Raw genomic sequence first — 25,101 nt, forward strand, 5'->3', positions numbered from 1 at the left:
TGACGACAACGTGGCTTGAGATTGATTTGGTAAATCCCCCCGCCGTCATCCTCGGGCTTGTCCCGGGGATCCAGTGCGCCGTGTCCACGGCGCGCAAAACTCACTGACTGCTCCGGTTGAAATGGTCCTTTCACGGCGCGGACGCGCCGTGGCTGGATCCCCGCCACAAGGGCGAGGATGACGGAAGTTGGAGGCGTGCCAAATTCCATCGCTCTCCTTTTGGGCTTCTTTCCATTTTTGTGAAATTCCGTAAATCTCGTCACAAATGGCTGCCATGTCGGAGCTGAGCATATTGGTATCTATCCGCAGACGGCGCAGAAGTGGTGAAGAGTGACCCAGAACATCTATGACAACCCGGACTTCTTCGAAGGCTACAGCCAGCTCGGCCGCTCGGTCGAGGGGCTGGACGGCGCGGCGGAATGGGCGTCGATCCGGGCGCTGCTGCCCGATCTGAAGGGCAAACGCGTCGCCGATCTCGGCTGCGGTTTCGGCTGGTTCTGCCGTTTTGCCCGGGAGCAGGGGGCGGCCCAAGTGCTTGGCTTCGATGTCTCGGACAACATGCTGGCGCGGGCGCGGGCAACGTCGGATGCGGCGATAGACTATGCGAAGGCCGATCTTGAGGTGCTCGAACTGCCGGAAGCCTCCTTCGATCTCGTCTACAGTTCGCTCGCCTTTCACTACATCAAGGATCTCGACGCACTGCTGACGCGGGTTCATGCCGCGCTCGTTGCGGGCGGACATCTGGTGTTTTCCACCGAGCATCCGATCTACATGGCGCCGGCACATCCGGGCTGGACGAAGGTCCGCGCACCACGGACTGGCTGGCCAAGGGCGTGGTCAAGCAGCACCGGACGATCGGCACATTGCTCAACATCCTGATCGGCCTCGGCTTTACCCTGCTGCATGTGGAGGAATGGGGGCCGTCGCGGCAACAGGTTGCCGCCCATCCGGAATGGGCCGATGAGCGGGAACGGCCGATGTTCCTGCTGGTTTCCGCGCGCAAATAGCGACAGCTGGCCCGAAGATTTCGGGTGCCGGCAATATTTCCAGCTGGAATGCGCTTGCGGCAGCGTGGCATGACCGAGGGGGGCTCCCCGGTCATGGTCAAGAGCCTCGGCGGCGCTTTTTAGCCGAGATCGCCCAGATCGCGCACCGCGCCACGGTCTGCCGAGGTGGCGAAGGCGGCGTAGGCCTTCAGCGCTGTCGTCACCTTGCGCTTGCGCAATTCGGTGGGCTTCCAGCCCTTGGCGTCCTGTTCGGCGCGGCGGGTGGCGATTTCGGCTTCGCTGACGCGCAGCGAGATCGTCCGGTTGGGGATGTCGATGTCGATCATGTCGCCTTCGCGCACGATGCCGATCAGGCCGCCATTGGCGGCTTCCGGCGAGACGTGACCGATGGACAGACCGGACGTGCCGCCGGAGAAGCGGCCGTCGGTGATCAGCGCGCAGGCCTTGCCGAGGCCCTTCGATTTCAGGTAGCTGGTCGGATAGAGCATTTCCTGCATCCCCGGTCCGCCCTTGGGGCCTTCATAGCGGATGACGACGACGTCGCCGGCCTTGACCTCGTTGGCAAGGATCGCCTTGACCGAGGAATCCTGGCTTTCGAAGACGCGGGCGGGGCCGGAGAATTTCAGGATCGATTCATCCACACCGGCCGTTTTCACGATGCAGCCGTTGATGGCGATATTGCCCTTGAGGACGGCCAGGCCGCCATCTTTCGAGAACGGATGCTGGGCATCGCGGATGACGCCCTTTTCGCGGTCGAGGTCTAGCTCCTTCCAGCGGGCGCTCTGGCTGAAGGCGACCTGTGTCGGTACGCCGCCGGGAGCCGCGCTGAACAGTTCGAGCGCTGCCGGATTGTCGGTGACGGCAATATCCCATTGCGACAGGGCGTCGCCGAGCGTCTTGGCATGCACGGTCGGCAGGTCGGCATTGAGCAGGCCGGCCCGGTTCAGTTCGCCGAGGATCGCCATGATGCCGCCGGCGCGGTGCACGTCTTCCATATGCACGTCGGCCTTGGCGGGCGCGACCTTGGAAAGGCACGGAACCCTGCGCGACAGCCGGTCGATGTCGTCCAGATTGAAATCGATTTCGCCTTCATGGGCGGCGGCGAGAATGTGCAGCACGGTGTTGGTCGAGCCGCCCATGGCGATGTCGAGCGCCATGGCGTTCTCGAAGGCGCCCTTGGAGGCGATGGTGCGCGGCAGGGCGGTTTCGTCGTCCTGTTCGTAATAGCGCTTGGCCAGACCGACGATGCGGCGGCCGGCTTCCAGAAACAGCTTTTCGCGATCGGAATGGGTGGCCAGCGTCGAGCCGTTGCCGGGCAGGGACAGGCCGAGGGCTTCGGTCAGACAGTTCATCGAATTGGCGGTGAACATGCCGGAGCAGGAGCCGCAGGTCGGGCAGGCGGAACGTTCGATGGTCTTGACGTCCTCGTCGGACATCGTGTCATCGGCGGCGGCGACCATGGCATCGACCAGATCGAGCGCATGGATCTTGCCGTCCGACAAGAGCACCTTGCCGGCTTCCATCGGGCCGCCGGAGACGAAGATCGTCGGAATGTTGAGGCGCAGCGAGGCCATCAGCATGCCGGGGGTGATCTTGTCGCAGTTGGAAATGCAGACCATCGCATCGGCGCAGTGGGCGTTGACCATGTACTCGACCGAGTCGGCAATGATTTCGCGCGACGGCAGCGAATAGAGCATGCCGTCATGGCCCATGGCGATGCCGTCATCGACGGCGATGGTGTTGAATTCCTTGGCGACGCCGCCGTTGGCTTCGATCTCGCGCGCCACCAGCTGGCCAAGGTCCTTGAGGTGGACATGGCCCGGCACGAACTGCGTGAACGAATTGACCACCGCGATAATCGGCTTGCCGAAATCGCCGTCCTTCATGCCCGTCGCGCGCCACAGGCCGCGAGCGCCGGCCATGTTGCGGCCGTGGGTGGTGGTGCGAGAGCGATAGGCAGGCATGGACGTCTTCCTTGAACTTGTCTGGGTGAACGGCAGATATAGGGATCAGGGGCCACAATTGCAGCGGTTCCTAGCGCAAAACTGCGCCCGCGTCACGATTTTCGTAACAAAATTTCGTGTTTTTTCAGCGGCGGCGATATCCGGGGCATGCTTGCCCGCGCGGAGAAATGGCCCGGGTTTGGCTGCGACAGCCGCGGGGAAAATCGCGTTGCCGGTCCGGCGTGCCGTGTTCGGGGCGCTGGCCCGGCGGAATTTCGCCTTCAACCGATTGATTTCGAAGAGGAACAGCGCCGCCTACCCCAATTGGGGGATGCGCGATCCGGCGTTTCATCCTCTATTGCCGGTGCCGGACACTTTGCAATCCGGCAATTTCATCACCTATTCATTGTTCAAATCCCCTCTCCGGCAACGGGGAGGGCTCTTTCTCCGCCAGAGGGGCCTACACCAGCGGACTTTTGCGCCCGGCGCGGTCATCCCGGTTCAGGGCATCCGCGATATCCCGGGCATCGTTTCGATCAAGTCCGGTCAGGTCGCGTCCGTCCGATGCGGCGGGCAGGCGGGTGATGACATCAAGAACGGTCCATGTGCCGTTCTTTTCCTGGCGGAGGTCGTAGCGGGGTTCGTGCATGGGGAGTGATCCTTGGTCAGGCGGAGGTTGCCGCAGATCTACTGCTGGCGTTGAGAGATTTCGGGTGTGTCGGCCAAATGATGTTGGGCGCAAACCCCTCAGGATGGGGCCTGGGAGAAGGTGCACCCCGTGGTGATATTTTTCCTTAGTTTCTTTGGATGATAGGGGACGACGATGGCAATCGAAAATGACGTAACCAAGGAATGGCTTTGGCGGGAAAGCAAGTTATTGGATGAAATCGCCGGAGCTGTTGAATATTACGCGAAGCACACGAGAAGGAACCAGCTCTGGCAACGGATTACTTCCGTCAGCGTGATGGCGCTGAGTACGCTCGCACCACTGGTGGTAGCGGGCTCGGGCATTGAAGGCGGGATATTCGGGCTATCGAAGGTTCAGCTGAATGTCGCCGGTGTTTCGATCACCTTCGTGCTTGCGTTGATTGAGGGAATCCGTCGAATCTTCAGATTCGAACAGCGCTGGGCCACTTGCTACATGGTCAAGGCGACGATCAAGCGCGAGCGAGAGAAATACCGGTATGCGCGGATCGGATTGACCGTTGGCACCGACGAGTGGAAGGCTCAGCTTGCGGCCCTGAGAAAGTCTTTCGACGACGCGACCGGAAGAGAAACGCAAGAGTTTTTTGCAGCCGTTCAGGAAGCCAAGGCGGCGGCACCGAAGAGCCCGGCTTGAAACGGTCGAGCCCGGAGAGATACCAGCGGTGCTGCGGCAAGGTTGAAACGAAAAAGGCCTCTCGATTGCTCGAAAGGCCTTTATAAACTGGATGGTGGGCGTGACAGGGATTGAACCTGTGACCCCTACGATGTCAACGTAGTGCTCTCCCGCTGAGCTACACGCCCATCCGATGTCGGCGCATAGACCACAAACCCCTTGGAGCGTCAATAGGCTTTTTTCGGCTTTTTGACAGGAAGTTTCGCGGCCCTTGCGGCGCAGCCTATGCGGCCAGCATCTTGTTCACTTCGTCCACAAGATCACGCAGATGGAACGGCTTGGAGAGGACCTTTGCGTCCTTCGGGGCTTTCGAATCAGGATTGAGCGCCACGGCTGCAAAGCCGGTGATGAACATCACCTTGAGGTCCGGATCGAGTTCGGTTGCGCGGCGGGCGAGCTCGATACCGTCCATTTCCGGCATGACGATGTCGGTGAGGAGGAGCGAAAATGGTTCTTCGCGCAGCCGGTCATAGGCGCTGGCGCCATTGTCGAAGGACAATACCTTGTAACCGGCCTTTTCCAGGGCTTTCACCAGGAATCGGCGCATGTCGTTATCGTCTTCGGCGAGGAGAATTTTTGGACTCATGGATTAAAGCCGTTGCACCTTATGTCGATGTCGGGAATTGCGGTAACGTCATGAAACCGCAGTTGGGTAAATATCCGGTGAAGACATGAGGTCAATCCCCGTTCACAGGCAGGAAACGACTATGGACATGATTGCTGCCTGCTGGCAACATACACGAAGCATCAAGATCATGACATGGTAAAAAAGGGCTGCGATGACGCAGAACGTCAGCGAAACCGAACAGTTCGAAGTTCGCGAGCCGGAAATGCAGCGCATTCCCTTTGTCTTCAATTCCCCCCACAGCGGCCGGATCTACGCGCAATCCTTCCTGGACCAGTCGCGGCTGGACGATCTGTCGATCCGCCGCTCGGAAGACCATTTCGTCGATGAACTGTTCCATTCCGTGACGGATCTCGGCGCGCCGCTGCTGCTGGCGCATTTCCCGCGCGCCTTTCTCGATGTCAACCGCGAGCCCTATGAGCTCGATCCGCGCATGTTCGACGGGCCGCTGCCGCCGCATGCCAATATCAGCTCCCTGCGGGTTGCCGGCGGTCTCGGCACGGTGCCGCGGCTGGTAGCGGAGAACATGGAAATCTATCGCGGCCGGGTTCCGGTCGCAGAGGCGCTGGAGCGGATCGAAACCATCTACAAACCGTATCACGCCTGCCTGCGGCGGCTGATCGCCCGCACCCATGTCCAGTTCGGGCTGGCGGTGCTGATCGATTGCCATTCCATGCCCGGCAATGTCCGCCTGGCGGGCAGCGGCCAGCGGCCGGATTTCATCATCGGCGACCGCTACGGCACCAGCGCCTCGGCCGATCTGTCGCGCGCAGCCGTGTCGCTGCTGGAGGATCTCGGTTTCTCCGTCGCCCGCAACAAGCCCTATGCGGGCGGCTTCATCACCGAGCATTACGGCCGCCCGGCGCGCGGGCTGCATGCGCTGCAGATCGAGATCAATCGCGGCCTCTATGTCGATGAGACGACGCTGCGCAAGAAGCCGGATTTTACCACGCTGTCGCAGGCCATTGCTGTGTTTCTCGGCGGGCTGGCGGCGCATGTGGAAAAATACGTGACGAATTCCTCGCTTGCGGCCGAATGAAGCCGGCGCTTTCCCTGACATGATGACAAAAAAAACCGCGCTTGTGGCGCGGCTAAGTCTAGGGAGGAAACACCCAAGGAGGGTATTTACAGCCACAAGTGACTGTAGGTAAAAAGCTAATATTGCAGCGCACAATTGTCAAGCCGAATTTGGCCACAATTGGTGCAGTGCGCCAAAGCGCGCTGTCATGGAAACATCGAGAAATGCGCGGTTTTGCCCCGTTTCCCCATTTTTGAGGCACGTTCTTCGAGAATCCGGCGCGAGACCGCTTTTGCGGCGGCGAATCCGTCCGATTTTTCGGGATTTTTCTACCAAAGACTTCTTTTTCAAAAAAATGTGCCATAAGCACATTCAACCTTCCATTTCCCGATTTTCGTGAGGTTTCATGCTGCCGGACCGTGAATTTTTCGACCGCCTTGCCGATGCGGCCAAGGCCGAAACCCTGCCGCGCTTCCGCACCGGCATCAGCGTCGCCAACAAGGAGGCCGCCGGTTTCGATCCGGTGACCGAGGGCGACCGCGCGGCGGAAGCGGCGATCCGGGCTTTGATCGAGGCGCATTTTCCCGACCATGGCATTCTCGGTGAAGAGTTCGGCAATGTCGGGCTCGATCGGGATTATGTCTGGGTGATCGATCCGATCGACGGGACCCGCGCCTTCATTTCCGGCCTGCCGGTTTGGGGCACGCTGATCGGCCTGTATCACAAGGGCGAGGCGGTGATGGGGCTGATGGACCAGCCCTTTACCGGCGAGCGCTATTTTGCCGACGGCAAGGCCGCGCATTATCGCGGGCCGGGCGGAAACAAGGTGATCGCGACGCGGCCCTGCGCCGATCTCAGCCAGGCGATCCTGTTCACCACCTCGCCGCATCTTTACACCGGCGATATCAAGACCCGTTTCGAAGCCGTGCAGAGCAAGGTGCAGCTCGCCCGCTACGGCTGCGACTGCTATGCCTTCGCGCTGCTTGCCTCCGGTCATATCGACCTGGTCATCGAATGCGGGTTGAAGCCCTATGATGTCGGCGGGCTCATTCCGCTGATCGAGCAGGCTGGCGGCATCGTCACCGACTGGAATGGCGGCCCGGCGGAAATGGGTGGCGAAATCATCGCGGCCGGCAGCCCGGAAATCCACGCGCAGGCGCTGGCCATCCTGAAGGGCTGAGCGCCGGAGAGCGACGTGTCAGGCCGACAGGTCCTCGTTCTCCATCATCGGCACATCCACGGTGCTGCCGGGGATGAACGCCTCGATCGCGGCGATCGCCTGGGCGCGGTAGTGGTCTGCCTCCTGCAGCAGTTCGTGGCGTGCGCCATCGATCGGGATCATGTGGCCGGCGCGGAAATTGCGGGCCAGGGTTTCCACCGCCAGATGCGGCACCAGCCTGTCCCGTGTCGGGGCCAGCACAATGGTCGGCACGCGGATCTGCGTCAGGTGTTCGCGGCTTGAAACGCGCTTGATTGCCTTGAATGTTTCATGCAGCCAGCGCGCGGTGGGCGGCCCGAGCGCCAGGTCGGGATGGGTGTCGATCAAGGCCTTGTTGCGGGCAAAGCGTTTGGCGTCCGATGTCAAAAGGTTTTCCGAAAATGGCAGCGAGCCCCTGTCGCGCATCAACGGCAGCGCGCCGAGGCCGCACAGGCTGAAGGCGGCGGCGAGAAAGCTGATCATGCCATGGCCGATCTTCTGGCCGCCGAGCGCGACGAAAGGGGCTGCGACCGCCAGCCGGTCGATGCGGCTGGCCAGCAGCGGTGCCTGCGACAGCGCGATCAGGGCGCCCATCGAATGGGCGAGCATGAAGAAGGGCAGCCGGGTATCGGGCAGCACGATCTTTTCGAGGAAGATGGAAAGATCGCGCTCATAGTCGGCAAAGCGGCGGACATGGCCGCGGCGGGGGTGTCTCAGCAGGCGTTCGGAGCCGGCCTGGCCGCGCCAGTCGAAGGTTGCCACCCACAATCCGCGCGCCGTCAGTTCGCCGATGGTTTCGGCATATTTCTCGATCGATTCATTGCGCCCCTGCAGGAGCACGACGGTGCCTTTGGCAACGGGGGCATCCGACTTGAAGATCGCATAGCGAATTTTCTTGCCATCGACCCCCTCGAAGAAACCGGCTGTATGGTTGCCGGGGATCGGGTTGTCCGGGGTGGCGTGAAGGATGGGCATCATGGCAAGGTCCGTGTCCGGCGGGTCTTTAGGGTGCGCTGGCGATCCAGGGTGCGCCGGCAATGCACCGGATTTATGAACGCCTATCCTTGATCCATACCCATTAAGGAACGGTGCAGGTCACGCCATCGGCAGGGACAAGGCGGTCCGGCCGGGCGAAAAAAGAGGCCGGAAACGATGGGGGACTGGTTATCGTTTCCGGCCAGAGACAGTCGGTCGGTGCAAGGCGGGCAGCCTGCGGGAGAAGGGACGTTCACCGCCGCTGCCTGTCTTGTCGTCCGATGCTGCGGTTTTAGCGCGGCGAAGCTGAACGGATGCGGAACCGGCTGTTCATCCTGCGTTTATCGGCGGCCGGCGCGCTTTCACCACGCCTTCGAACTTGCCGGCCGGGGGCTTGAAGGCTGCAAAAACAATTCCCATCTCATCGTTACGGGCGCCGAAGACGGGCTCGTTCACCGGTTTTGCCATCGCCGCCTGACGGGATGACAGCACCACGATCGCACACCAGTTGCTCACAAGAGGACATCATGCGTCACGTTGATTTTTCCCCACTCTACCGTTCCACCGTCGGTTTCGACCGCCTCTTCACCATGCTCGACAGTCTCGGCCAGCCGGACCAGGCGCAGACCTATCCGCCCTACAATATCGAGCGGACCGGCGAGAGCACCTACCGGATCACCATGGCCGTTGCCGGTTTCGACGAAAGCGAACTTTCGATCGAAGCCCGCGAACACACGCTGACCGTCAAGGGCGAGAAGAGCGAAGACAAGCCGACCGACAGCCAGTTCCTGTATCGCGGCATCGCCAAGCGCGCTTTCGAGCGCCGCTTCCAGCTTGCCGATCATGTGGAAATCCAGTCTGCCTCGCTGAAGAACGGCCTGCTTCATATCGATCTCCTTCGCGAGATCCCGGAAGCCGCCAAGCCGCGCAAGATCGGCATCACCGTTGCGCAGTCGCAGGCAAAGCAGATCGAAGCGACCCAGATCGACGCCAGCGCCCACTAAGCGTTTGGTCTTGATTGAAGGGTGAAGGAACGGCGTCCGAAGGGGCGCCGTTTTCTTTTCCGGTACAGGCGAGTTCCGGCGGGGTGTTGAACGTCGATTGCCGGCTTTTTCAAAGCGATTTTCACCGTCGCAGGTCAGCGAGATATCACGCTGTCTTGACGATGATCCGGCTAATCCTGTGCTGTCGGACGCAGCACGATGTCGCCGACGTCCACTAAGCGTTTGGTCTTGATGAAAGCGTGAATGAACGGCGCTTGAGCATACCACTGCTACGGGCAGATTTTTTCGTTGGCAATGTTTTTGTCGGATATGGCGAGAATGTCCATTGCCGCAAAACGTCTGTTTTGCGATGCTGCCGGTATTCCGCCCCAAAAGAATAACGGCCTCGTCCGGATTTTCGCAGCACTGGATACAGGCTTTCATGCGTATCGTTTTTGCCATCGCGTTGGCACTCTCTCTCCTTGTCTTATGTACTGATGGTCAGGCGGCGAGCCGTGAACAGATTATTGTTCGGACACCCGCTGGTGACGTTCTGGTCGAGAGTTTGACGGACGGGGTGGGCAAGGCGCGCCCGGCCGTCATGATCCTGAGCGGCAGCAAGGGGTTTGGGGCACCCGCTTACGAGGAGATTGGGCGGACCTTCCGTGCGGCTGGCCTGGATACCTATCTTGTCCATGTTCTTTCGCCGGCGGATTTGAAATCCATAGCCGGCGCGGGCAATGCGCGTGGCCGGATCCAATACTATGCCAAGCGGATGCCCGATTGGATCGCAACCGTTCGGGCGGTGGTAACCTATCTCAATGGCCAGCCACGCCACGCGGGCAGGGTCGGGGTGCTCGGCATATCACTGGGTGCCCAAATTGCCGCCGCGGCATCGATCGATCGGGCCGACATCGGCGCGCTATTGCTTGTCGACGGCGGGTTCCCGAACGATGAACCCCAGCGCGTGCGTTCCCTGCCGCCGCTCTCTCTGATTTGGGGTGGTGCTGACACGATTTTTCCGCCGTCGATCGGGAGAAAGCTGCAGACATTGGCGCTGGGTCTCGGCGGGCCGGCGAGCCTCGATATTTACGAGGGTGCAGCCCATGATTTCTTTCTGAACCTGGCGGCACGACAGGCGCGCATGGCACATACGCGCGCCGCCGATTTTTTCGTGTCGCAGTTGTTGCGGAACCCCTAAAGGATCGGCCGTCGCGACGTTAGCGGGCGGGCGTGGCCAAGGCAGCTTCCGCTGCGCGCTGACGCCCTCTTTCGGCATATTTCTGGGCAATCACGGCGCAGGCCATCAGCTGGATCTGGTGGAACAGCATCAGGGGCAAAACGATGCTGCCGATGCTCTGGCCGGCGAAGATGACGTTGGCCATCGGTACGCCGCTGGCAAGGCTCTTTTTCGAGCCGCAGAAGGTGATGGCGATTTCGTCTTCCTTCGAAAAACCGAGCATGCGGCTGCCGTACATCGTGACGACGAGCACGGCGGCGAGAAGCACCATATCCAGAATGATGACGACCGCGATGTCGCGGATCGAAAACGTATGCCAGAGGCCCTCGCTCACCGCTTCGCTGAAGGCGAGATAGACGACCATCAGAATCGAGCCGCGATCGACCGGCATCAGCAGCTTCTTGCGGGCGCGCAGGAAATTGCCGATCCAGGGCTGGAGCAGCTGGCCGGCGATGAAGGGGGCCAGCAGCTGCAGGAAGATCTGCAGGAAGGCATCAAGCGTGAAGCCGCCGCCATGGCCGCCTGCGGCAAACAGCAGCCCGACGAGCAGCGGCGTCAGGAACATGCCGAAAATATTCGACGCGGAGGCTGCGCAGATGGCTGCGGGAACATTGCCGCCGGCCATCGAGGTGAAGGCGATCGACGATTGCACGGTCGAGGGCAGGACGCAGAGGAACAGAATGCCGGTATAGAGCGCCGGCGGCAGCAGGCTGGCCGGCAGAAGCCCGGCGGTCAGGCCGAGCAGGGGGAAGAGAACGAAGGTCGACGCCAGAATGAAGAGATGAAGGCGCCAGTGCAGCAGGCCCGCCACCACGACATCGCGCGACAGCCGGGCGCCGTGCAGAAAGAAGAGCAGGCCGATGGCGATCTTCGTCGCCAGACCGAACCATTCGGCCGGTTGGCCGGAAATGGGCAGCAGGGACGCAAGGATCACCGTGCAGACGAGCAGGATGGTGAAGGTATCGGGCAGGAAGCGGCGCATGTCGATCGTCCGGACTTTGACAGGAAGTGGATGATGACATCATTGTCATTGCGATATAGAATGCAAGAAATAACCGTTATCACGATTTAGGATAACCAATGCTCGATCTGGTCCAGCTTCGCAGTTTTCTCGCGGTCGAACAGATGGCCAGCTTCACGCTGGCGGCGGAACGCCTGGGGCTCGGGCAATCGACGGTGAGCCAGCATATCCGCCGGCTGGAAGCCGATCTTGGCCGCAAGCTGGTCGAGCGCGACACCCATCGCGTATCGCTGACCGCGGATGGTGAGGCGCTTCTGGGGCCGGCCCGGGCGATGCTGTCGCTCGACGGGCAGGTGAAATCGCTGTTTGCCGAACGCAGCCTGCACGGCCGGCTGCATCTCGGCGTGTCGGAGGATTTCGTCATGAGCCGCTTGCCGGCAGTGCTTGAGGATTTTGCCCGGGCGCATGCCTCGGTCGATCTCGAGCTGACGGTGGCGCTCAGCGGTACGCTCTACCAGATGCAGGATGAGGGCGCGCTCGATCTGGTGCTGGCCAAGCGGCGGATCGGCGATGCGCGCGGCCAGCTGGTCTACCGCGAGCCGCTGGTCTGGCTGGCGCGCGATCCGGAGCGGGTGATGCGGGCAGAGGTGCTGCCGCTGATTGCCTTTCCGCCGCCCAGCATCACCCGCAGCGTCGCGCTGGAAGCGCTCGAGCGTGCCGGCGTGCCCTGGCGCATCGTCTGCACCTGCGGCAGTCTCAGCGGCTTGACCGCCGCGGCGCGTGCCGGGATGGGGGTGCTGGTGCAGCCGCGCAGCATGGCGCCGGCCGGCCTGCGCGAGATCGCCTCGAACAAGCTGCCGCGCCTTGAGGATGTGGAATTCGTGCTGGTGGCGCGCCGCGGCGCGGACAGGGCGCTGGTGAAGGCCCTGTCCGGCGAGATCCTGTCCACGGTCGGCGGCCTGCAGGCGGCTGCCGGGGCGGGCAAGGTTGCTTGACCCGGGATATGGGGATCAGAGTGCGCGCAGGAACTGGTCCACATCGTCCGGCTTGGTCGCAAAGCTGGTGACCAGACGGTAGAGGCCTTCATCTCCGGCAACCGAGTCCGACAATGTGTGCGGCACGGGCCAATCGTAGAAGACCGCGCCATCGGCCTGGAGCTTGGCGGCCGTCTCCTTTTTCAGGATGACGAACAGTTCGTTGGAGCCGCTCGGCCAGGCAAGCCGCGTGCTGTTCGATCCGGCGATCCCTGCAGCGAGCCGGTTTGCCATGCCGTTGGCATGGCGGGCGAGATCGAGCCAGAGGCCGCCTTCGAGATAGGCATCGAACTGGGCGGCGATGAAGCGGGATTTTGAAAAGAGCTGGGCGGAGCGCTTGCGCAGGTAGCCCATCTCTTCGGCCTTCGAGGTGTCGAACATGATCAGCGCTTCGGCGCACCAGCAGCCGTTCTTGGTGCCACCGAAGGAGAGCAGGTCGACGCCGCGCTTCCAGGTCATTTCCGCCGGTGTCGTATCGAGCGTCACCAGCGCATTGGCGAAGCGGGCGCCGTCCATATGCAAGGGCAGCTTGGCCGACCTGGCGATGGCGGCGATCGCATCGATTTCATCGAGGCTGTAGACGGTGCCGGCTTCCGTCGCCTGCGTCATGGTGATGGCCATCGGCTGGCCGCCGTGGACGCCGCCGCCGCGGGTGCGCCGGATTTCCCTTTCCAGCCGAGCGGGGTCCATCTTGCCATGGGCGCCATCGACCGGGGCAAGCTTTGCACCATGCGAGAAGAACTCCGGCGCGCCGCATTCGTCGGCGTTCACATGCGCTTCGCGGTGGCACAGCACGTGGCCGCCGGGCCGGTTGGTGCTGGCAAGCGCCAGCGAATTGGCGGCCGTTCCGGTTGCCACGAAGAACACGGCAACGTCGCGTTCGAACACCTCGGAAAGTGTCTTTTCCACCTTTTTGTCGAGGTCGCTTGTGCCATAGGCGGAGGCAAAGCCGCCGGCGGCCTTGACGAGGCTTTCAGCGATCGTGGGATGGGCGCCCGCCCAGTTGTCGGAGGAAAAAATCATCGATGCAGTCCTGTGGTTTTCCGGGGCGGAAAGCGCCGGCGGGATGGGTTGGTATCGACCATAAAGATGCTGTGGCGGCAATCAATCCGGAGCGGCGAGATAAGAACAATACCAGACCAGTTTGAAACCAAATCGAAGAAACCGGCGGCTTATTGAAATAAAATTACAAAAATGCGCAACTAACCGCAATGTTTGGCAAAATCTCCCGGAATAATTTATAAGAGTGGTCTTGCAGTCGCGGATGGTTTCTGGCATAGAGCCTATGAAATAGGACAGTCTTGCTGTCCTATTTCGGTCTCAAGACCGGAAAATGCTGGAATGGCCGTTTTAGAGCGGCTGCCGGCTGACGATTGCAGACCGCGCCGGACGCAGATGTGTCCGTGCCGACGGGGCAATCGCGAAGGTCGCGAGCATTCTTGCCTGATGCAGTAAATGCTTCATTTGCGACCGGATCAGGATCATGCAACGATAATGCCGGTGTCGGCCTCAGACGGGTAGCTTGCCCGCACAAGGTCTGCCTGGACTGCGGAAATATCCGGCCCTTGCCGGGTTAACAGGAGGGAAGACGATGACGGACTTTGCGCCATCCACCGTAACTGGACTCAACATCATCAGCCAGACGGCGACGGTTGAGAAAAACACCGCGTTTCCGGGCCTGCCGAAAAAACAGGGCCTCTATGATCCCGCAAACGAGCATGACGCCTGTGGCGTCGGCTTTGTCGCGCATATGAAGGGCCAGAAGTCGCACCAGATCGTCAAGGATGGCCTGTTCATCCTGGAAAACCTGACGCATCGCGGCGCTGTCGGCGCCGATCCGCTGATGGGCGACGGCGCGGGCATTCTCGTGCAGATCCCCGACCGCTTCTTCCGCGAGGAAATGGCGCTGCAGGGCGTCACGCTTCCCAAGGCCGGAGACTATGCCGTCGGCTACCTCTTCATGCCGCAGGACGAGGCGCAGATTGCCCATTTCAAGCAGGTGATCACCGAGGTCGTGGCTGAGGAAGGCCAGACGCTGCTCGGCTTCCGCGAAGTGCCCGTCGACAATGCGTCGCTTTCCAAGGCGGAGCACATTGCCGCGACCGAGCCGCACCATGTGCAGGTCTTCATCGGCGCCGGCCGCGATGCTGCGACGAATGCCGAATTCGAACGCCGCCTGTTCACCCTGCGCAAGGTGATCTCCAACCGGATCTATGACGCCTTCGAGGGCGCGGAAACCGGCTTTTATCCGGTATCGCTGTCGACCAAGACCATCGTCTACAAGGGCATGTTCCTGGCCTATCAGGTTGCCGCCTATTTCAAGGATCTGGCCGATCCGCGCTTTGAATCGGCTGTCGCCCTCGTGCACCAGCGCTTCTCGACCAACACCTTCCCGTCGTGGAAGCTGGCGCATCCCTACCGCATGGTCGCCCATAACGGCGAAATCAACACGCTGCGCGCCAACGTCAACTGGATGGCCGCGCGTCAGGCATCGGTGTCTTCGCCGCTGTTCGGTGGCGATATCTCCAAGCTCTGGCCGATTTCCTATGAAGGCCAGTCGGATACGGCCTGTTTCGACAATGCGCTCGAATTCCTCGTGCAGGGCGGTTATCCGCTGTCGCATGCCGTCATGATGCTGATCCCGGAAGCCTGGGCCGGCAACCAGCTGATGGCACCCGAACGCAAGGCGTTCTACGAATATCACGCCGCCCTGATGGAGCCGTGGGATGGCCCTGCCGCCGTCTGTTTCACCGATGGCAAGCAGATCGGCGCGACGCTTGACCGCAACGGCCTGCGGCCGGCGCGCTATCTCGTCACCGACGACGACCGGGTGATCCTCGCGTCCGAGGCCGGCACCCTGCCGGTGAAGGAAGAGAGCATCATCAAGAAGTGGCGCCTGCAGCCGGGCAAGATGCTGTTGATCGACATGGAAGAGGGCCGGATCATTTCCGACGAGGAGCTGAAGTCGACGCTTGCGAACCAGCATCCCTACCGTCAGTGGCTGGACAACACCCAGCTCATTCTCGAAGACCTGAAGCCGGTCGAGCCCCGGGCGCTGCGCCGCGACGTGTCGCTGCTCGATCGCCAGCAGGCGTTTGGCTATACTCAGGAAGACACCAAGATCCTGATGTCGCCGATGGCCACGACCGGCCAGGAAGCGATCGGCTCGATGGGCACCGACACGCCGATCTCGGCGATGTCGGACAAGACCAAGCTGCTCTATACCTATTTCAAGCAGAATTTCGCGCAGGTCACCAACCCGCCGATCGATCCGATCCGTGAAGAGCTGGTGATGAGCCTTGTCTCGTTCATCGGCCCGCGCCCGAACCTGCTCGATCATGCCGGGGCATCCCATGCCAAGCGGCTGGAAGTGCGCCAGCCGATCCTGACCAATGGCGATCTCGAAAAGATCCGCTCGATCGGTCACACCGAAGACCGCTTCGACACCAAGACGCTCGACTTCACCTATGACGTGGCGCGCGGTGCCGAAGGCATGCCGGAAATTCTCGACCGGCTGTGCGAGCGGGCGGAAGCGGCCGTCAAGGGCGGCTACAACATCATCGTCTTGTCCGACCGGCAGATCGGCCCGGACCGCATGGCGATCCCCGCCCTGCTGGCAACGGCTGCCGTGCACCATCACCTGATCCGCAAGGGGCTTCGCACCTCCGTCGGTCTGGTCGTAGAGAGCGGCGAGCCGCGCGAAGTGCACCATTTCTGTCTTCTGGCAGGCTATGGCGCCGAGGCGATCAACCCCTATCTTGCCTTCGATACGCTCACCGACATGCACAAGCGCGGCGAGTTCCCCAAGGAAGTCGATGGCAGCGAAGTCGTCTACCGCTACATCAAGGCCGTCGGCAAGGGCATCCTCAAGGTCATGTCGAAGATGGGCATCTCGACCTACCAGTCCTATTGCGGCGGCCAGATCTTCGACGCGGTCGGGCTGAACTCGGAGCTGATCGACCGGTATTTCTTCGGCACGGCGACGCAGATCGAAGGCATTGGCCTGAACGAGATCGCCAGGGAAACCTTCAACCGCCACCAGGCGGCCTTCGGTTCCGACCCGATCCTGTCCAACACGCTGGATATCGGCGGCGAATATGCCTACCGCATGCGCGGCGAAGGCCATGCCTGGTCGCCGGACGCGGTTGCCTCGCTGCAGCATGCCGTGCGCGGCAATGCCGAGGACCGCTACCGCGAATTCGCCGGGATGGTGAATGGCGCAGCATTGCGGATGAACACCATTCGCGGCCTGTTCTCGATCAAGGGCGCCGATGCCATCGGCCGCAAGCCGATTTCGATCGACGAGGTCGAGCCGGCCGTCGACATCGTCAAGCGGTTCTCGACCGGCGCCATGTCGTTCGGCTCGATTTCGCGCGAAGCCCATACGACGCTGGCGATTGCGATGAACAGCATCGGCGGCAAGTCGAACACCGGCGAAGGCGGCGAGGAAGCCGACCGCTACCTGCCGCTCTACGACGGTTCGCGCAATCCGGAGCGCTCGGCGATCAAGCAGATTGCGTCTGGCCGTTTCGGTGTCACGACCGAGTATCTTGTCAATGCCGACATGCTGCAGATCAAGGTGGCGCAGGGCGCAAAGCCCGGCGAGGGCGGCCAGCTGCCCGGCCACAAGGTCGATGCGACGGTTGCCAAGACCCGGCATTCGACGCCGGGCGTCGGCCTGATTTCGCCGCCGCCGCACCATGACATCTATTCGATCGAGGATCTGGCGCAGCTGATCTACGACCTGAAGAACGTCAATCCGGAAGCCGACATCTCCGTCAAGCTGGTTTCCGAAGTCGGCGTCGGCACGGTGGCGGCCGGTGTTGCCAAGGCGCGCGCCGATCATATCACCATCTCCGGTTATGACGGCGGCACGGGTGCCTCGCCGCTGACATCGCTGAAGCATGCCGGATCCCCGTGGGAAATCGGCCTTGCCGAAACCCATCAGACTCTGGTGCTGAACGGTTTGCGCTCGCGCATCGCGCTGCAGGTCGATGGCGGTCTGAAGACCGGCCGCGACGTCATCATCGGTGCGCTGCTCGGGGCTGACGAGTTCGGCTTCTCGACGGCGCCGCTGATCGCCGCCGGCTGCATCATGATGCGCAAGTGTCACCTCAACACCTGTCCCGTGGGCGTGGCGACGCAGGACCCGGTCCTGCGCAAGCGCTTCAAGGGCGCGCCGGAGCATGTGGTCAATTACTTCTTCTTCGTTGCCGAAGAGGTGCGCGAAATCCTGGCGTCGCTGGGCTTTGCCAAGTTCGACGACGTCATCGGCCTGTCCGAACTGCTGGAAAAGGATGCGATGATCTCGCACTGGAAGGCCAATGGCCTCGACTTCTCCCGCATCTTCCACAAGGTCGATGCGCCGAAGGAAAAGACCTACTGGACCGAGCGGCAGAACCATCCGATCCACGACATTCTCGACCGCAAGCTGATCGAGGCGGCGAAGCCTGCCCTCGAATCGAAGACGCCCGTCACGATCGAAGTCGATATCAAGAACGTCGACCGGTCCGCCGGCGCGATGCTGTCGGGCGAAGTCGCCAAGCGCTACCGTCACAAGGGGCTCAAGGACGACACGATTACGGTGAAGCTGACCGGTACGGCCGGACAGTCGTTCGGTGCGTTCCTGGCGAACGGCATCACGTTTGAGCTGATCGGCGACGGTAACGACTATGTCGGTAAGGGGCTTTCGGGCGGCCGCATCGTCGTGCGCCCGCCGGAAAATTCCAAGATCGTCGCCGCCAAGTCGATCATCGTCGGCAATACCGTGCTTTACGGGGCGATCTCGGGCGAATGCTACTTCAACGGCGTTGCCGGCGAACGGTTTGCCGTGCGCAACTCGGGTGCCATCGCGGTGGTCGAGGGTGTGGGTGACCACGGCTGCGAATACATGACCGGCGGTGTGGTCGTGGTTCTCGGCGAGACCGGGCGTAATTTCGCGGCCGGCATGTCGGGCGGCGTCGCCTATGTGCTGGATGAAAGCGACGATTTCCCCAAACGCTGCAACATGGCGATGGTCGAACTCGAGCCGGTTCCGGAAGAGGATGACATGCTGGAGAAGCTGCATCATCACGGCGGCGACCTCATGCACAAGGGTATGGTCGATGTCGCCGGCGATATGACGCGCCACGACGATGAGCGGCTCTACCAGCTGATCTCCAACCACCTGCACTACACGGGCTCGCCGCGCGCCAAGGAAATCCTTGACCATTGGGTCGAGTTCCGGCCGAAATTCCGCAAGGTCATGCCGGTCGAATACCGGCGTGCGCTGGAGGAGATGGAGCGCATGCGGATGGGCATCGCGGCGGAGTGATTGAGCGCGCAAGATGATTGTGATATGACGTTGGCATATCACAATCTTGGAGGCTGAGATGAATGAGCATTCGAATATTGAAGATGCCGGCATCAAGGTCAGCGTCTTCAAGAATGGCAGAAGCCGGGCGATCCGAATTCCAAAGGAATTCGAATTGACCGGCGAGAACGTCATCATGAATCAGCAGCCGGACGGTTCTATCCTTATCCGGACGGCGGAAACGTCCGGATTGGTCGATTATCTCAAAACTGCGGAACCATGGACCGGTGGTGCTTTCATCGGCGACAACGATGATCTTGGGCCGCTGGATGAAATCGACCTGCCATGAGGTACATGCTTGATACGAACATGATCTCGGCGATTGTCTACGAACCGCGGGGAAAAGTGTTCCAAAAGTTGCAGGAGGTGGGCGAGGGCAATGTTTTCACAAGCATTATCGTCCACGGGGAAGTCTGGTACGGAGTTCAAAAACGGGGCTCTGAAGAGCTGGCCCAAAAGGTGGCGAACGTCACGAAACGGCTTCATGTTGCGCCGTTCACCATGCCGGGCGACCTGAAATACGCCGAAGTGAGGTTGGCGCTGAGAAAAGGGTCGAACATCGGTCCGAACGATTTGTGGATCGCGGCGCATGCACTGGCCCTCGACGCTGTGCTGGTCACGGCAAATGAAAGCGAATTTTCCCGCGTGCCGGGATTGACGATTGAAAATTGGCTGCGGTGAGCGGCGATGAGAGACAGGGACGAAAACGGTATGGGTAAGGTTACGGGTTTCATGGAAATCGACCGGCAGCTGGCGAAGTATCAGCCGGCGTCGGATCGCATTCGGCATTTCCGCGAATTCACAATCCCGATGTCGGACCCGGAAGTGCAGAAACAGGCGGCCCGCTGCATGGACTGTGGCATCCCCTATTGCCATGGGCCGACCGGCTGTCCAGTGCACAACCAGATCCCGGACTGGAACGATCTCGTCTACAACGGCAACTGGGACGAGGCGATCCGCAACCTGCACTCGACCAACAATTTCCCGGAATTCACCGGCCGCATCTGCCCGGCGCCGTGCGAGGAAGCCTGTACGCTGAACCTCGAAGACGCGCCGGTCACAATCAAGACCGTCGAGCAGGCGATTGCCGACAAGGCCTATGAGATGGGCTATATCGTGCCGCAGCCAGCTGTCGTGAAGACCGGCAAGAAGGTCGCGATCATCGGCTCGGGTCCTGCCGGTATGGCCGCGGCCCAGCAGCTGGCCCGCGCCGGCCATGAGGTTCATGTCTACGAGCGCGAGTCCAAGCCGGGCGGTTTGCTGCGCTATGGCATTCCGGACTTCAAGATGGAGAAGAACTTCATCGACCGCCGCGTCGACCAGATGCGCGGCGAAGGCGTCACCTTCCATTGCGGCGTCAATGTCGGTGTCGATCGCACCGTCGACAGCCTGATCGCAGAGCATGATGCCGTGCTCTATTGCGGCGGTTCTGAGACGCCGCGCGATGCCGGTATTCCGGGTGTCGAGTTTCATGGCGTTCACGATGCCATGCCCTATCTCGTCCAGCAGAACCGCCGGGTCGGGCGCGAAAACATCGACAGCGTCGGCTGGCCGTCCGCTCCTATCCTGGCCGGCGGCAAGCATATCGTCGTCGTCGGCGGTGGCGATACGGCGTCCGACTGCGTCGGCACGGCGTTCCGCCAGGGGGCCGTCAAGGTGACCCAGCTCGACATCCGCCCGCAACCGCCGGAAAAGGAAGACAAGCTCTCCGTCTGGCCGTTCTGGGCCACCAAGATGCGCACTTCGTCCAGCCAGGCCGAAGGCGCCGTGCGCGAATTCCAGGTGGCGACACTCGAATTCGTCGGCGAAGATGGTGTCCTGACGGGCGTCAAGTGCTGTCAGGTCGATGAGCGCCGCAAGCCGATCGCCGGTACGGAATTCGTCATCAAGGCCGATCTTGCCTTTATCGCCATCGGCTTCAGCGGCCCGGGTACGGACAGCGTGCTGAAGGACATGGGCGACAAGCTGGCCATCGGCAAGGACAAGCGCGGCGGCTCCTTCGTCACCGCCAACGATCAGGACTACCGCACCTCGGTCGACAAGGTCTGGGCCGCCGGCGACGTGCGCCGTGGCCAGTCGCTGGTCGTCTGGGCGATCCGAGAAGGCCGTCAGGCGGCCCGCGCCATCGATGAGGCGCTGATGGGCTCGACGGTCCTGCCGCGCTAAAGCGGACGCCCGCCACACGGGCCGAAGCTCATATTCAAACGCCGCGCACCGGGCTGGGTGCGCGGCGTTTTCCGTTTTGTTGCAGGGTGGCGATCAACGGAAATGGGGTTGCATGATGGCAATTCGATCCGGTGAAAGATTAACTTGCTGCAATGAAACTGTAATGAACATTTAATTTGTAAATAACCCTCGAAATCATAATATTCAGCTCAAGCGTATTTCGTGATTGATCAGTATTGATCGCCGGTTTCGGCGGATTTCTGAATAAAATTCCGGAAAGAACGCCGCTATTCACCCGACGCCGCGTTTCCGCGACATGGAATCATGACGCCGCAACCCAACGATTTCGTAAGGGATAATTTGTCATGTCTCACATTCTCTCGAAGCACCGTGCCGCAGCGCTGCTCGGAGCTGCCATTCTGGTCAGCGCGGCCGCCCTTCCCTTTACCATGCATCAATCGAATGCGATGGCCGCGCCGGCGGAAACCGCAGGCCCGCTGGCCTCGAACGGTTCCTTCGCCCCTGTCGTCGACGCCGACAAGCCGGCGGTCGTGACCATTACCACGACGCTGAAGGCAACCGATGTCAGCGCCAGCGGCGGCGGTTCGCCGATGGACGAACAGTTCCGCCAGTTCTTCGAGCAGCAGGGCATTCCGCTGCCCAAGCAGGCGCCGGAGCAAGGTGAACGTGGCATGGCCCTCGGCTCCGGGTTCATCATCAGCCGTGACGGCATTATCGTCACCAACAATCACGTGATCGACAACGCAGTCGATATCAAGGTGACGCTTGACGACGGCACGGAACTGCCGGCCAAGCTGATCGGTACCGATCCGAAGTCCGATCTGGCCGTGCTCAAGATCCAGGCCGACAAGCCGCTCGCCACCCTGGCCTGGGGCGATTCCGACACATTGAAGCTGGGCGACCAGATCCTGGCGATCGGCAATCCTTTCGGGATCGGCACGACGGTGACCGCCGGTATCGTTTCGGCCCGCGGCCGCGATCTGCATAGCGGCCCCTATGACGATTTCATCCAGATCGATGCACCGATCAATCACGGCAATTCCGGTGGTCCGCTCGTCGACCATGCGGGCAATGTCGTCGGTATCAATACGGCGATCTATTCGCCAAACGGCGGCAGCGTCGGCGTCGGCTTTGCGATCCCGTCCGATCAGGCGCAGAAGATCGTCGCCAAGCTGCAGGCGAGCGGCTCGATCGACCACGGCTATCTCGGCGTGCAGATCCAGCCGGTGACGAGCGATGTTGCTGAAGCCGTCGGTCTTGCCAAGCCGGAAGGCGCGCTGGTGGCCGCGGTGAACAAGGGCACGCCGGCATCGAAGGCCGGTGTCCGCACCGGTGATATCGTGATGACCGTCGGCAGTGAAACGGTGAAGACGCCGCACGACCTGTCGCGGCTGGTCGCCGACATGTCGCCGGGGTCCAAGGAAGCCCTGACCGTCTGGCGCGACGGCAAGACGGTCGATCTCAGCGTCACCGTCGGTGGCAATGACAGCGACCAGAAGCAGGCGTCGCTTGGCAAGGAGGATGGAAAGACCGAGAGCGGGCCGAGCATCGGCATCGCGCTTGCCGATCTGACCCCGGATCTCCGTCAGGAACTGAAGCTGCCCGACAACGTGACGGGCGCCGTCGTTGCCAAGGTCAACCCCGACAAGTCGGCCGCTGCCGCCGGTATCCAGACGGGCGACGTGATCGTCTCGGTGAATGACAAGTCGGTACTCAGCCCCGGCGACGTCAAGAGCGCCATTGCCAGCGCCGTCAAGTCGGGGCGCAAGTCGGTGCTGCTGCTCATCGAGCGCGGCACGGAAAAGACCTTCGTCGCGGTCCCCTTTTCAGCAGCCTGACCCGCAAGGGCGAAGCTGTCGAAGTCCCCGCCCCTTTTGCGGAAGAGGGGCGGGGTACAGTTTTAACGGCTTGGCGATCGGTTTACGTAGCCAGCTCGTAATGATGACCGGCTCCGGTTCGAAATCGGGAAGTACAATTCGCAGGAATCTGTGATCGTCAGCATTCCGCTACGGTTGCGCAAAGCCTTCGGCCTTTGGACAAAGCTTCTCCCTAAGATGCGCAGTTTCAACATCCGTGTGATTGGTCGGCAGAATGCAAGCCGTTTGCGCGGCTGTTGTCGAGAACCGAGCGGCCGGGGCAGTCCGCCTTCATTTGATTTGATATTCCCGGCCGGTGGACCTCTCCTGAAATAGCCGGACATCAGTTGCGCGTGATTGGCTGCCCTGTCGAAGCACGGCGGCGGGCAGGCTTTGCTCAGCCCGATTGGCGGCCCGATAAAATGCGGGGCGCTCCGTCTAGTCGTGATGACGAACATCCCGTACACATCACGCGATCACAACATTGACGTTAACATAGTAGAAGTTTAGGCTAGCATACGAGAATTTATATTATGTATTAAGGTGAATTTTATCGCCGATAAATCGAGGGAGAGCGATTATGGCAGAATTTAAGTTGACGGAAGACACTTTTCTCAATCGCCTCATACTGGATGTAGCCTCTGGATATACGATTTTGAACATGGACTCCCATATTCTCGGAGGATCGATTTCTGCGGATGTGTTTGATTTCAGCGGCCTAACGCAGATCGTCAATGGCAGCATTATAGATCTCTATCACGGAGACGACTTCTTTACCGGTCACGTTGGCATCGACAGGGTATCGGGCGGATTGGGCTCGGACAGGCTGGCGGGCGGCGGCGGAGACGACCGTCTTTTCGGCGGACTGGGCAATGACAGGCTGTTGGGTGAAGACGGCTACGACACCCTTGATGGACAGGACGGCAACGACACGCTGTCGGGTGGAAACGGAAACGACAGCCTGACCGGCGGAGCAGGCAACGATACGCTGTCGGGCGGAACCGGAAACGACTATCTTTTCGGTGGACGTGGAGACGACACGCTGAACGGCGGGACGGGCGATGACACGTTCTATATTGGCGGAAATTCGCTGGGTACGGCCGAAAACGACGTCTTTTCAGGTGGTTCCGGCGAGGATATGGTCGCGCTGACCGCGAACGCCTATTTGAAGAACCTGACGCTCGATGCCGCGGCCTCTATCGAAGTTCTCGATTGGAGCGGACTGGACAACCCCATCTTGCGCGGGACAGAGGAAGCGAACCGGTTCGACCTCAGCGGCCTGATGCGGATCGAAGATCAAGAATGGGAAATATTTTTACTGGGGGGAGACGACATCTATATTGGACATGTCGGCGGCGACGATGTGAACGGAGGTGATGGTAACGACACTCTGTCCGGCGGCGACGGATACGATAGTCTCGAAGGTGGTCTCGGCGACGACACGCTGGATGGCGGCGCGGGCAACGACTGGTTCAATGTCGGGGGAAATACCCTCGGCACAGCCGAGAGTGATGTCTTTATCGGCGGGACCGGCGACAGGGATAGAATCTATTTGGCCGATAGGGTGTACATGAGGAATCTGACGCTCGATGCCGCCGCTGGTGTCGAAATTATCGATATGAAAAATCTCTTCTATGGGACGGAGGAAGCAAACCGGTTCGACGTCAGCGGCGTGACGACTATCAGTAACCACTACTACAACGAGGAGGACGACACGGTCTATTACAACGCCATCAATCTGCTGGGCGGCAACGATACCTATATCGGCTATGCCGGCGTTGACGCCGTGCAGGGCGGCGCGGGCAAGGACAAGCTGTCGGGCGGCGAGGGAGGTGACCGGTTGAACGGCGGCCTGGACGCCGACACGCTCGATGGCGGCCTCGGCGGCGATAACCTATGGGGCGATTCCGGCGACGACGGACTCTACGGCCGCAGGGGCGACGACATCCTCAGCGGCGGCGACGGCAATGACAGGCTGATCGGCGGTATCGGTGCGGATGAAGTGAGGGGAGGCCTTGGCGCAGACCGGTTCATCCTCACCATTCTCGCGGATTCGAGCGTGGCTTCACCCGGCCGCGATCTCGTCCTCGATTTCGCTCGCACGCAAGGCGACAAGCTCGACGTCAGCCTCCTCGATGCCAATACAACACTCGCCGGCGATCAGGCTTTCGAGTTTATCGGTTCTGCGGCTTTCAACAACACGGCCGGGGAACTTCGCTATGAGCTGAAAGGCATCGACACTTACATTTTCGGGGACGTGGACGGAGACGGTATGGCCGATTTCAGCATCGTTCTCGATCGCATCCTGGCGATGCAGGCGTCGGATTTTGCGCTCTGAAACGGT

At 61.1% G+C, this 25,101-nt stretch carries 19 protein-coding genes, 1 tRNA gene and 1 pseudogene; 14 read left to right on the top strand and 7 right to left on the bottom strand.

The window, feature by feature from the left end:
* The first annotated feature begins 330 nt into the window (after positions 1-330).
* A pseudogene (locus tag ADU59_RS11985) lies at positions 331-1,007 on the top strand (class I SAM-dependent methyltransferase).
* Between the two features lie 119 nt (positions 1,008-1,126).
* On the opposite strand, the gene ilvD reads toward ADU59_RS11985, so the two are convergent.
* Complete coding sequence (ilvD, locus tag ADU59_RS11990) at positions 1,127-2,971, bottom strand: dihydroxy-acid dehydratase (protein ID WP_068954353.1); 1,845 nt, start codon at positions 2,969-2,971, stop codon at positions 1,127-1,129.
* Between ilvD and ADU59_RS30615 the strand changes: the two genes are divergently transcribed.
* Both ADU59_RS30615 and ADU59_RS12000 read left to right on the top strand, forming a co-directional pair.
* A complete protein-coding gene (locus ADU59_RS30615) occupies positions 2,970-3,608 on the top strand; it encodes a hypothetical protein (RefSeq protein ID WP_068954354.1) in 639 nt (212 codons plus the stop codon). The two genes, ilvD and ADU59_RS30615, sit on opposite strands and share 2 nt — an antisense overlap.
* 165 nt (positions 3,609-3,773) lie before the next feature.
* The gene (locus ADU59_RS12000; protein ID WP_068954355.1) at positions 3,774-4,289 is read left to right on the top strand and encodes a hypothetical protein; all 516 of its coding nucleotides are present in this window, start codon (positions 3,774-3,776) and stop codon (positions 4,287-4,289) included.
* A gap of 92 nt (positions 4,290-4,381) precedes the next feature.
* On the opposite strand, the gene ADU59_RS12005 is transcribed toward ADU59_RS12000, so the two are convergent.
* Positions 4,382-4,456 (bottom strand) — tRNA-Val (locus ADU59_RS12005).
* A gap of 95 nt (positions 4,457-4,551) precedes the next feature.
* A complete protein-coding gene (gene cpdR1 / locus ADU59_RS12010; RefSeq protein WP_018327941.1) occupies positions 4,552-4,914 on the bottom strand; it encodes a response regulator CpdR1 in 363 nt (120 codons plus the stop codon).
* Between the two features lie 193 nt (positions 4,915-5,107).
* Here cpdR1 and ADU59_RS12015 point away from each other — a divergent pair, with 193 nt between their 5' ends.
* Together ADU59_RS12015 and hisN are read left to right on the top strand one after the other, a co-directional pair.
* Positions 5,108-5,992, top strand: a complete 885-nt coding sequence (locus ADU59_RS12015) for an N-formylglutamate amidohydrolase (protein WP_068954356.1) — start codon at positions 5,108-5,110, stop codon at positions 5,990-5,992.
* Between the two features lie 385 nt (positions 5,993-6,377).
* Positions 6,378-7,151, top strand: coding sequence for a histidinol-phosphatase (hisN, locus tag ADU59_RS12020; RefSeq protein ID WP_068954357.1), 774 nt, complete (start codon positions 6,378-6,380; stop codon positions 7,149-7,151).
* Positions 7,152-7,169: 18 nt separating this feature from the next.
* On the opposite strand, the gene ADU59_RS12025 is transcribed toward hisN, so the two are convergent.
* On the bottom strand, positions 7,170-8,147 hold the full coding sequence (locus ADU59_RS12025) for an alpha/beta fold hydrolase (RefSeq protein ID WP_068954358.1): 978 nt from the start codon (positions 8,145-8,147) through the stop codon (positions 7,170-7,172).
* A 327-nt stretch (positions 8,148-8,474) separates the two neighbouring features.
* A complete protein-coding gene (locus ADU59_RS30620; RefSeq protein ID WP_158515718.1) occupies positions 8,475-8,639 on the bottom strand; it encodes a hypothetical protein in 165 nt (54 codons plus the stop codon).
* Positions 8,640-8,671: 32 nt separating this feature from the next.
* Here ADU59_RS30620 and ADU59_RS12035 point away from each other — a divergent pair, with 32 nt between their 5' ends.
* Both ADU59_RS12035 and ADU59_RS12040 read left to right on the top strand, forming a co-directional pair.
* Positions 8,672-9,148: an Hsp20 family protein gene (locus ADU59_RS12035; RefSeq protein ID WP_068954360.1), complete on the top strand. Its 477-nt coding sequence runs from the start codon at positions 8,672-8,674 to the stop codon at positions 9,146-9,148.
* 325 nt (positions 9,149-9,473) lie between these two features.
* The gene (locus ADU59_RS12040; RefSeq protein ID WP_244506411.1) at positions 9,474-10,328 is read left to right on the top strand and encodes a dienelactone hydrolase family protein; all 855 of its coding nucleotides are present in this window, start codon (positions 9,474-9,476) and stop codon (positions 10,326-10,328) included.
* 19 nt (positions 10,329-10,347) lie between these two features.
* On the opposite strand, the gene ADU59_RS12045 is transcribed toward ADU59_RS12040, so the two are convergent.
* Entirely contained in the window at positions 10,348-11,349 is a 1,002-nt protein-coding gene (locus ADU59_RS12045; protein WP_068954361.1) for a bile acid:sodium symporter family protein, read from the bottom strand.
* A gap of 98 nt (positions 11,350-11,447) precedes the next feature.
* On the opposite strand from ADU59_RS12045, the gene ADU59_RS12050 reads away from it, so the two are divergent.
* Positions 11,448-12,323, top strand: a complete 876-nt coding sequence (locus ADU59_RS12050) for a LysR substrate-binding domain-containing protein (protein WP_068954362.1) — start codon at positions 11,448-11,450, stop codon at positions 12,321-12,323.
* Between the two features lie 15 nt (positions 12,324-12,338).
* Here ADU59_RS12050 and ADU59_RS12055 read toward each other — a convergent pair whose 3' ends face one another.
* Entirely contained in the window at positions 12,339-13,385 is a 1,047-nt protein-coding gene (locus ADU59_RS12055; protein WP_068954363.1) for a threonine aldolase family protein, read from the bottom strand.
* Positions 13,386-13,953: 568 nt separating this feature from the next.
* On the opposite strand from ADU59_RS12055, the gene gltB reads away from it, so the two are divergent.
* The 6 genes from gltB to ADU59_RS12085 all read left to right on the top strand — a co-directional run bounded on the left by gltB (position 13,954) and on the right by ADU59_RS12085 (position 25,095).
* Entirely contained in the window at positions 13,954-18,675 is a 4,722-nt protein-coding gene (gene gltB / locus ADU59_RS12060) for a glutamate synthase large subunit (RefSeq protein WP_068954364.1), read from the top strand.
* A gap of 58 nt (positions 18,676-18,733) precedes the next feature.
* On the top strand, positions 18,734-19,003 hold the full coding sequence (locus ADU59_RS12065) for an antitoxin (protein ID WP_068954365.1): 270 nt from the start codon (positions 18,734-18,736) through the stop codon (positions 19,001-19,003).
* On the top strand, positions 19,000-19,395 hold the full coding sequence (locus ADU59_RS12070; protein ID WP_068954366.1) for a type II toxin-antitoxin system VapC family toxin: 396 nt from the start codon (positions 19,000-19,002) through the stop codon (positions 19,393-19,395). The genes ADU59_RS12065 and ADU59_RS12070 overlap by 4 nt, the downstream gene beginning before the upstream one ends.
* 30 nt (positions 19,396-19,425) lie before the next feature.
* Positions 19,426-20,880, top strand: a complete 1,455-nt coding sequence (locus ADU59_RS12075; protein WP_068954367.1) for a glutamate synthase subunit beta — start codon at positions 19,426-19,428, stop codon at positions 20,878-20,880.
* Positions 20,881-21,245: 365 nt separating this feature from the next.
* Positions 21,246-22,739 carry a DegQ family serine endoprotease gene (locus ADU59_RS12080; protein ID WP_068954368.1) on the top strand — a complete coding sequence of 498 codons (1,494 nt, stop codon included), beginning with the start codon at positions 21,246-21,248 and terminating at the stop codon, positions 22,737-22,739.
* A gap of 598 nt (positions 22,740-23,337) precedes the next feature.
* Entirely contained in the window at positions 23,338-25,095 is a 1,758-nt protein-coding gene (locus tag ADU59_RS12085; protein WP_068954369.1) for a calcium-binding protein, read from the top strand.
* Positions 25,096-25,101: the final 6 nt, after the last annotated feature.

It is taken from the genome of Pararhizobium polonicum, from assembly GCF_001687365.1.
Taxonomy (GTDB): Bacteria; Pseudomonadota; Alphaproteobacteria; order Rhizobiales; family Rhizobiaceae; genus Pararhizobium; species Pararhizobium polonicum.

Bases quoted from the DNA above. Each gene is read 5' to 3' on its own strand.
- ADU59_RS30615 (WP_068954354.1), top strand. From the start codon at position 2,970: ATGGACGTCTTCCTTGAACTTGTCTGGGTGAACGGCAGATATAGGGAT.
- ilvD (WP_068954353.1), bottom strand. From the start codon at position 2,971: ATGCCTGCCTATCGCTCTCGCACCACCACCCACGGCCGCAACATGGCC.
- ADU59_RS12000 (WP_068954355.1), top strand. From the start codon at position 3,774: ATGGCAATCGAAAATGACGTAACCAAGGAATGGCTTTGGCGGGAAAGC.
- cpdR1 (WP_018327941.1), bottom strand. From the start codon at position 4,914: ATGAGTCCAAAAATTCTCCTCGCCGAAGACGATAACGACATGCGCCGA.
- ADU59_RS12015 (WP_068954356.1), top strand. From the start codon at position 5,108: ATGACGCAGAACGTCAGCGAAACCGAACAGTTCGAAGTTCGCGAGCCG.
- hisN (WP_068954357.1), top strand. From the start codon at position 6,378: ATGCTGCCGGACCGTGAATTTTTCGACCGCCTTGCCGATGCGGCCAAG.
- ADU59_RS12025 (WP_068954358.1), bottom strand. From the start codon at position 8,147: ATGATGCCCATCCTTCACGCCACCCCGGACAACCCGATCCCCGGCAAC.
- ADU59_RS12035 (WP_068954360.1), top strand. From the start codon at position 8,672: ATGCGTCACGTTGATTTTTCCCCACTCTACCGTTCCACCGTCGGTTTC.
- ADU59_RS12045 (WP_068954361.1), bottom strand. From the start codon at position 11,349: ATGCGCCGCTTCCTGCCCGATACCTTCACCATCCTGCTCGTCTGCACG.
- ADU59_RS12050 (WP_068954362.1), top strand. From the start codon at position 11,448: ATGCTCGATCTGGTCCAGCTTCGCAGTTTTCTCGCGGTCGAACAGATG.
- ADU59_RS12055 (WP_068954363.1), bottom strand. From the start codon at position 13,385: ATGATTTTTTCCTCCGACAACTGGGCGGGCGCCCATCCCACGATCGCT.
- gltB (WP_068954364.1), top strand. From the start codon at position 13,954: ATGACGGACTTTGCGCCATCCACCGTAACTGGACTCAACATCATCAGC.
- ADU59_RS12065 (WP_068954365.1), top strand. From the start codon at position 18,734: ATGAATGAGCATTCGAATATTGAAGATGCCGGCATCAAGGTCAGCGTC.
- ADU59_RS12070 (WP_068954366.1), top strand. From the start codon at position 19,000: ATGAGGTACATGCTTGATACGAACATGATCTCGGCGATTGTCTACGAA.
- ADU59_RS12075 (WP_068954367.1), top strand. From the start codon at position 19,426: ATGGGTAAGGTTACGGGTTTCATGGAAATCGACCGGCAGCTGGCGAAG.
- ADU59_RS12080 (WP_068954368.1), top strand. From the start codon at position 21,246: ATGTCTCACATTCTCTCGAAGCACCGTGCCGCAGCGCTGCTCGGAGCT.
- ADU59_RS12085 (WP_068954369.1), top strand. From the start codon at position 23,338: ATGGCAGAATTTAAGTTGACGGAAGACACTTTTCTCAATCGCCTCATA.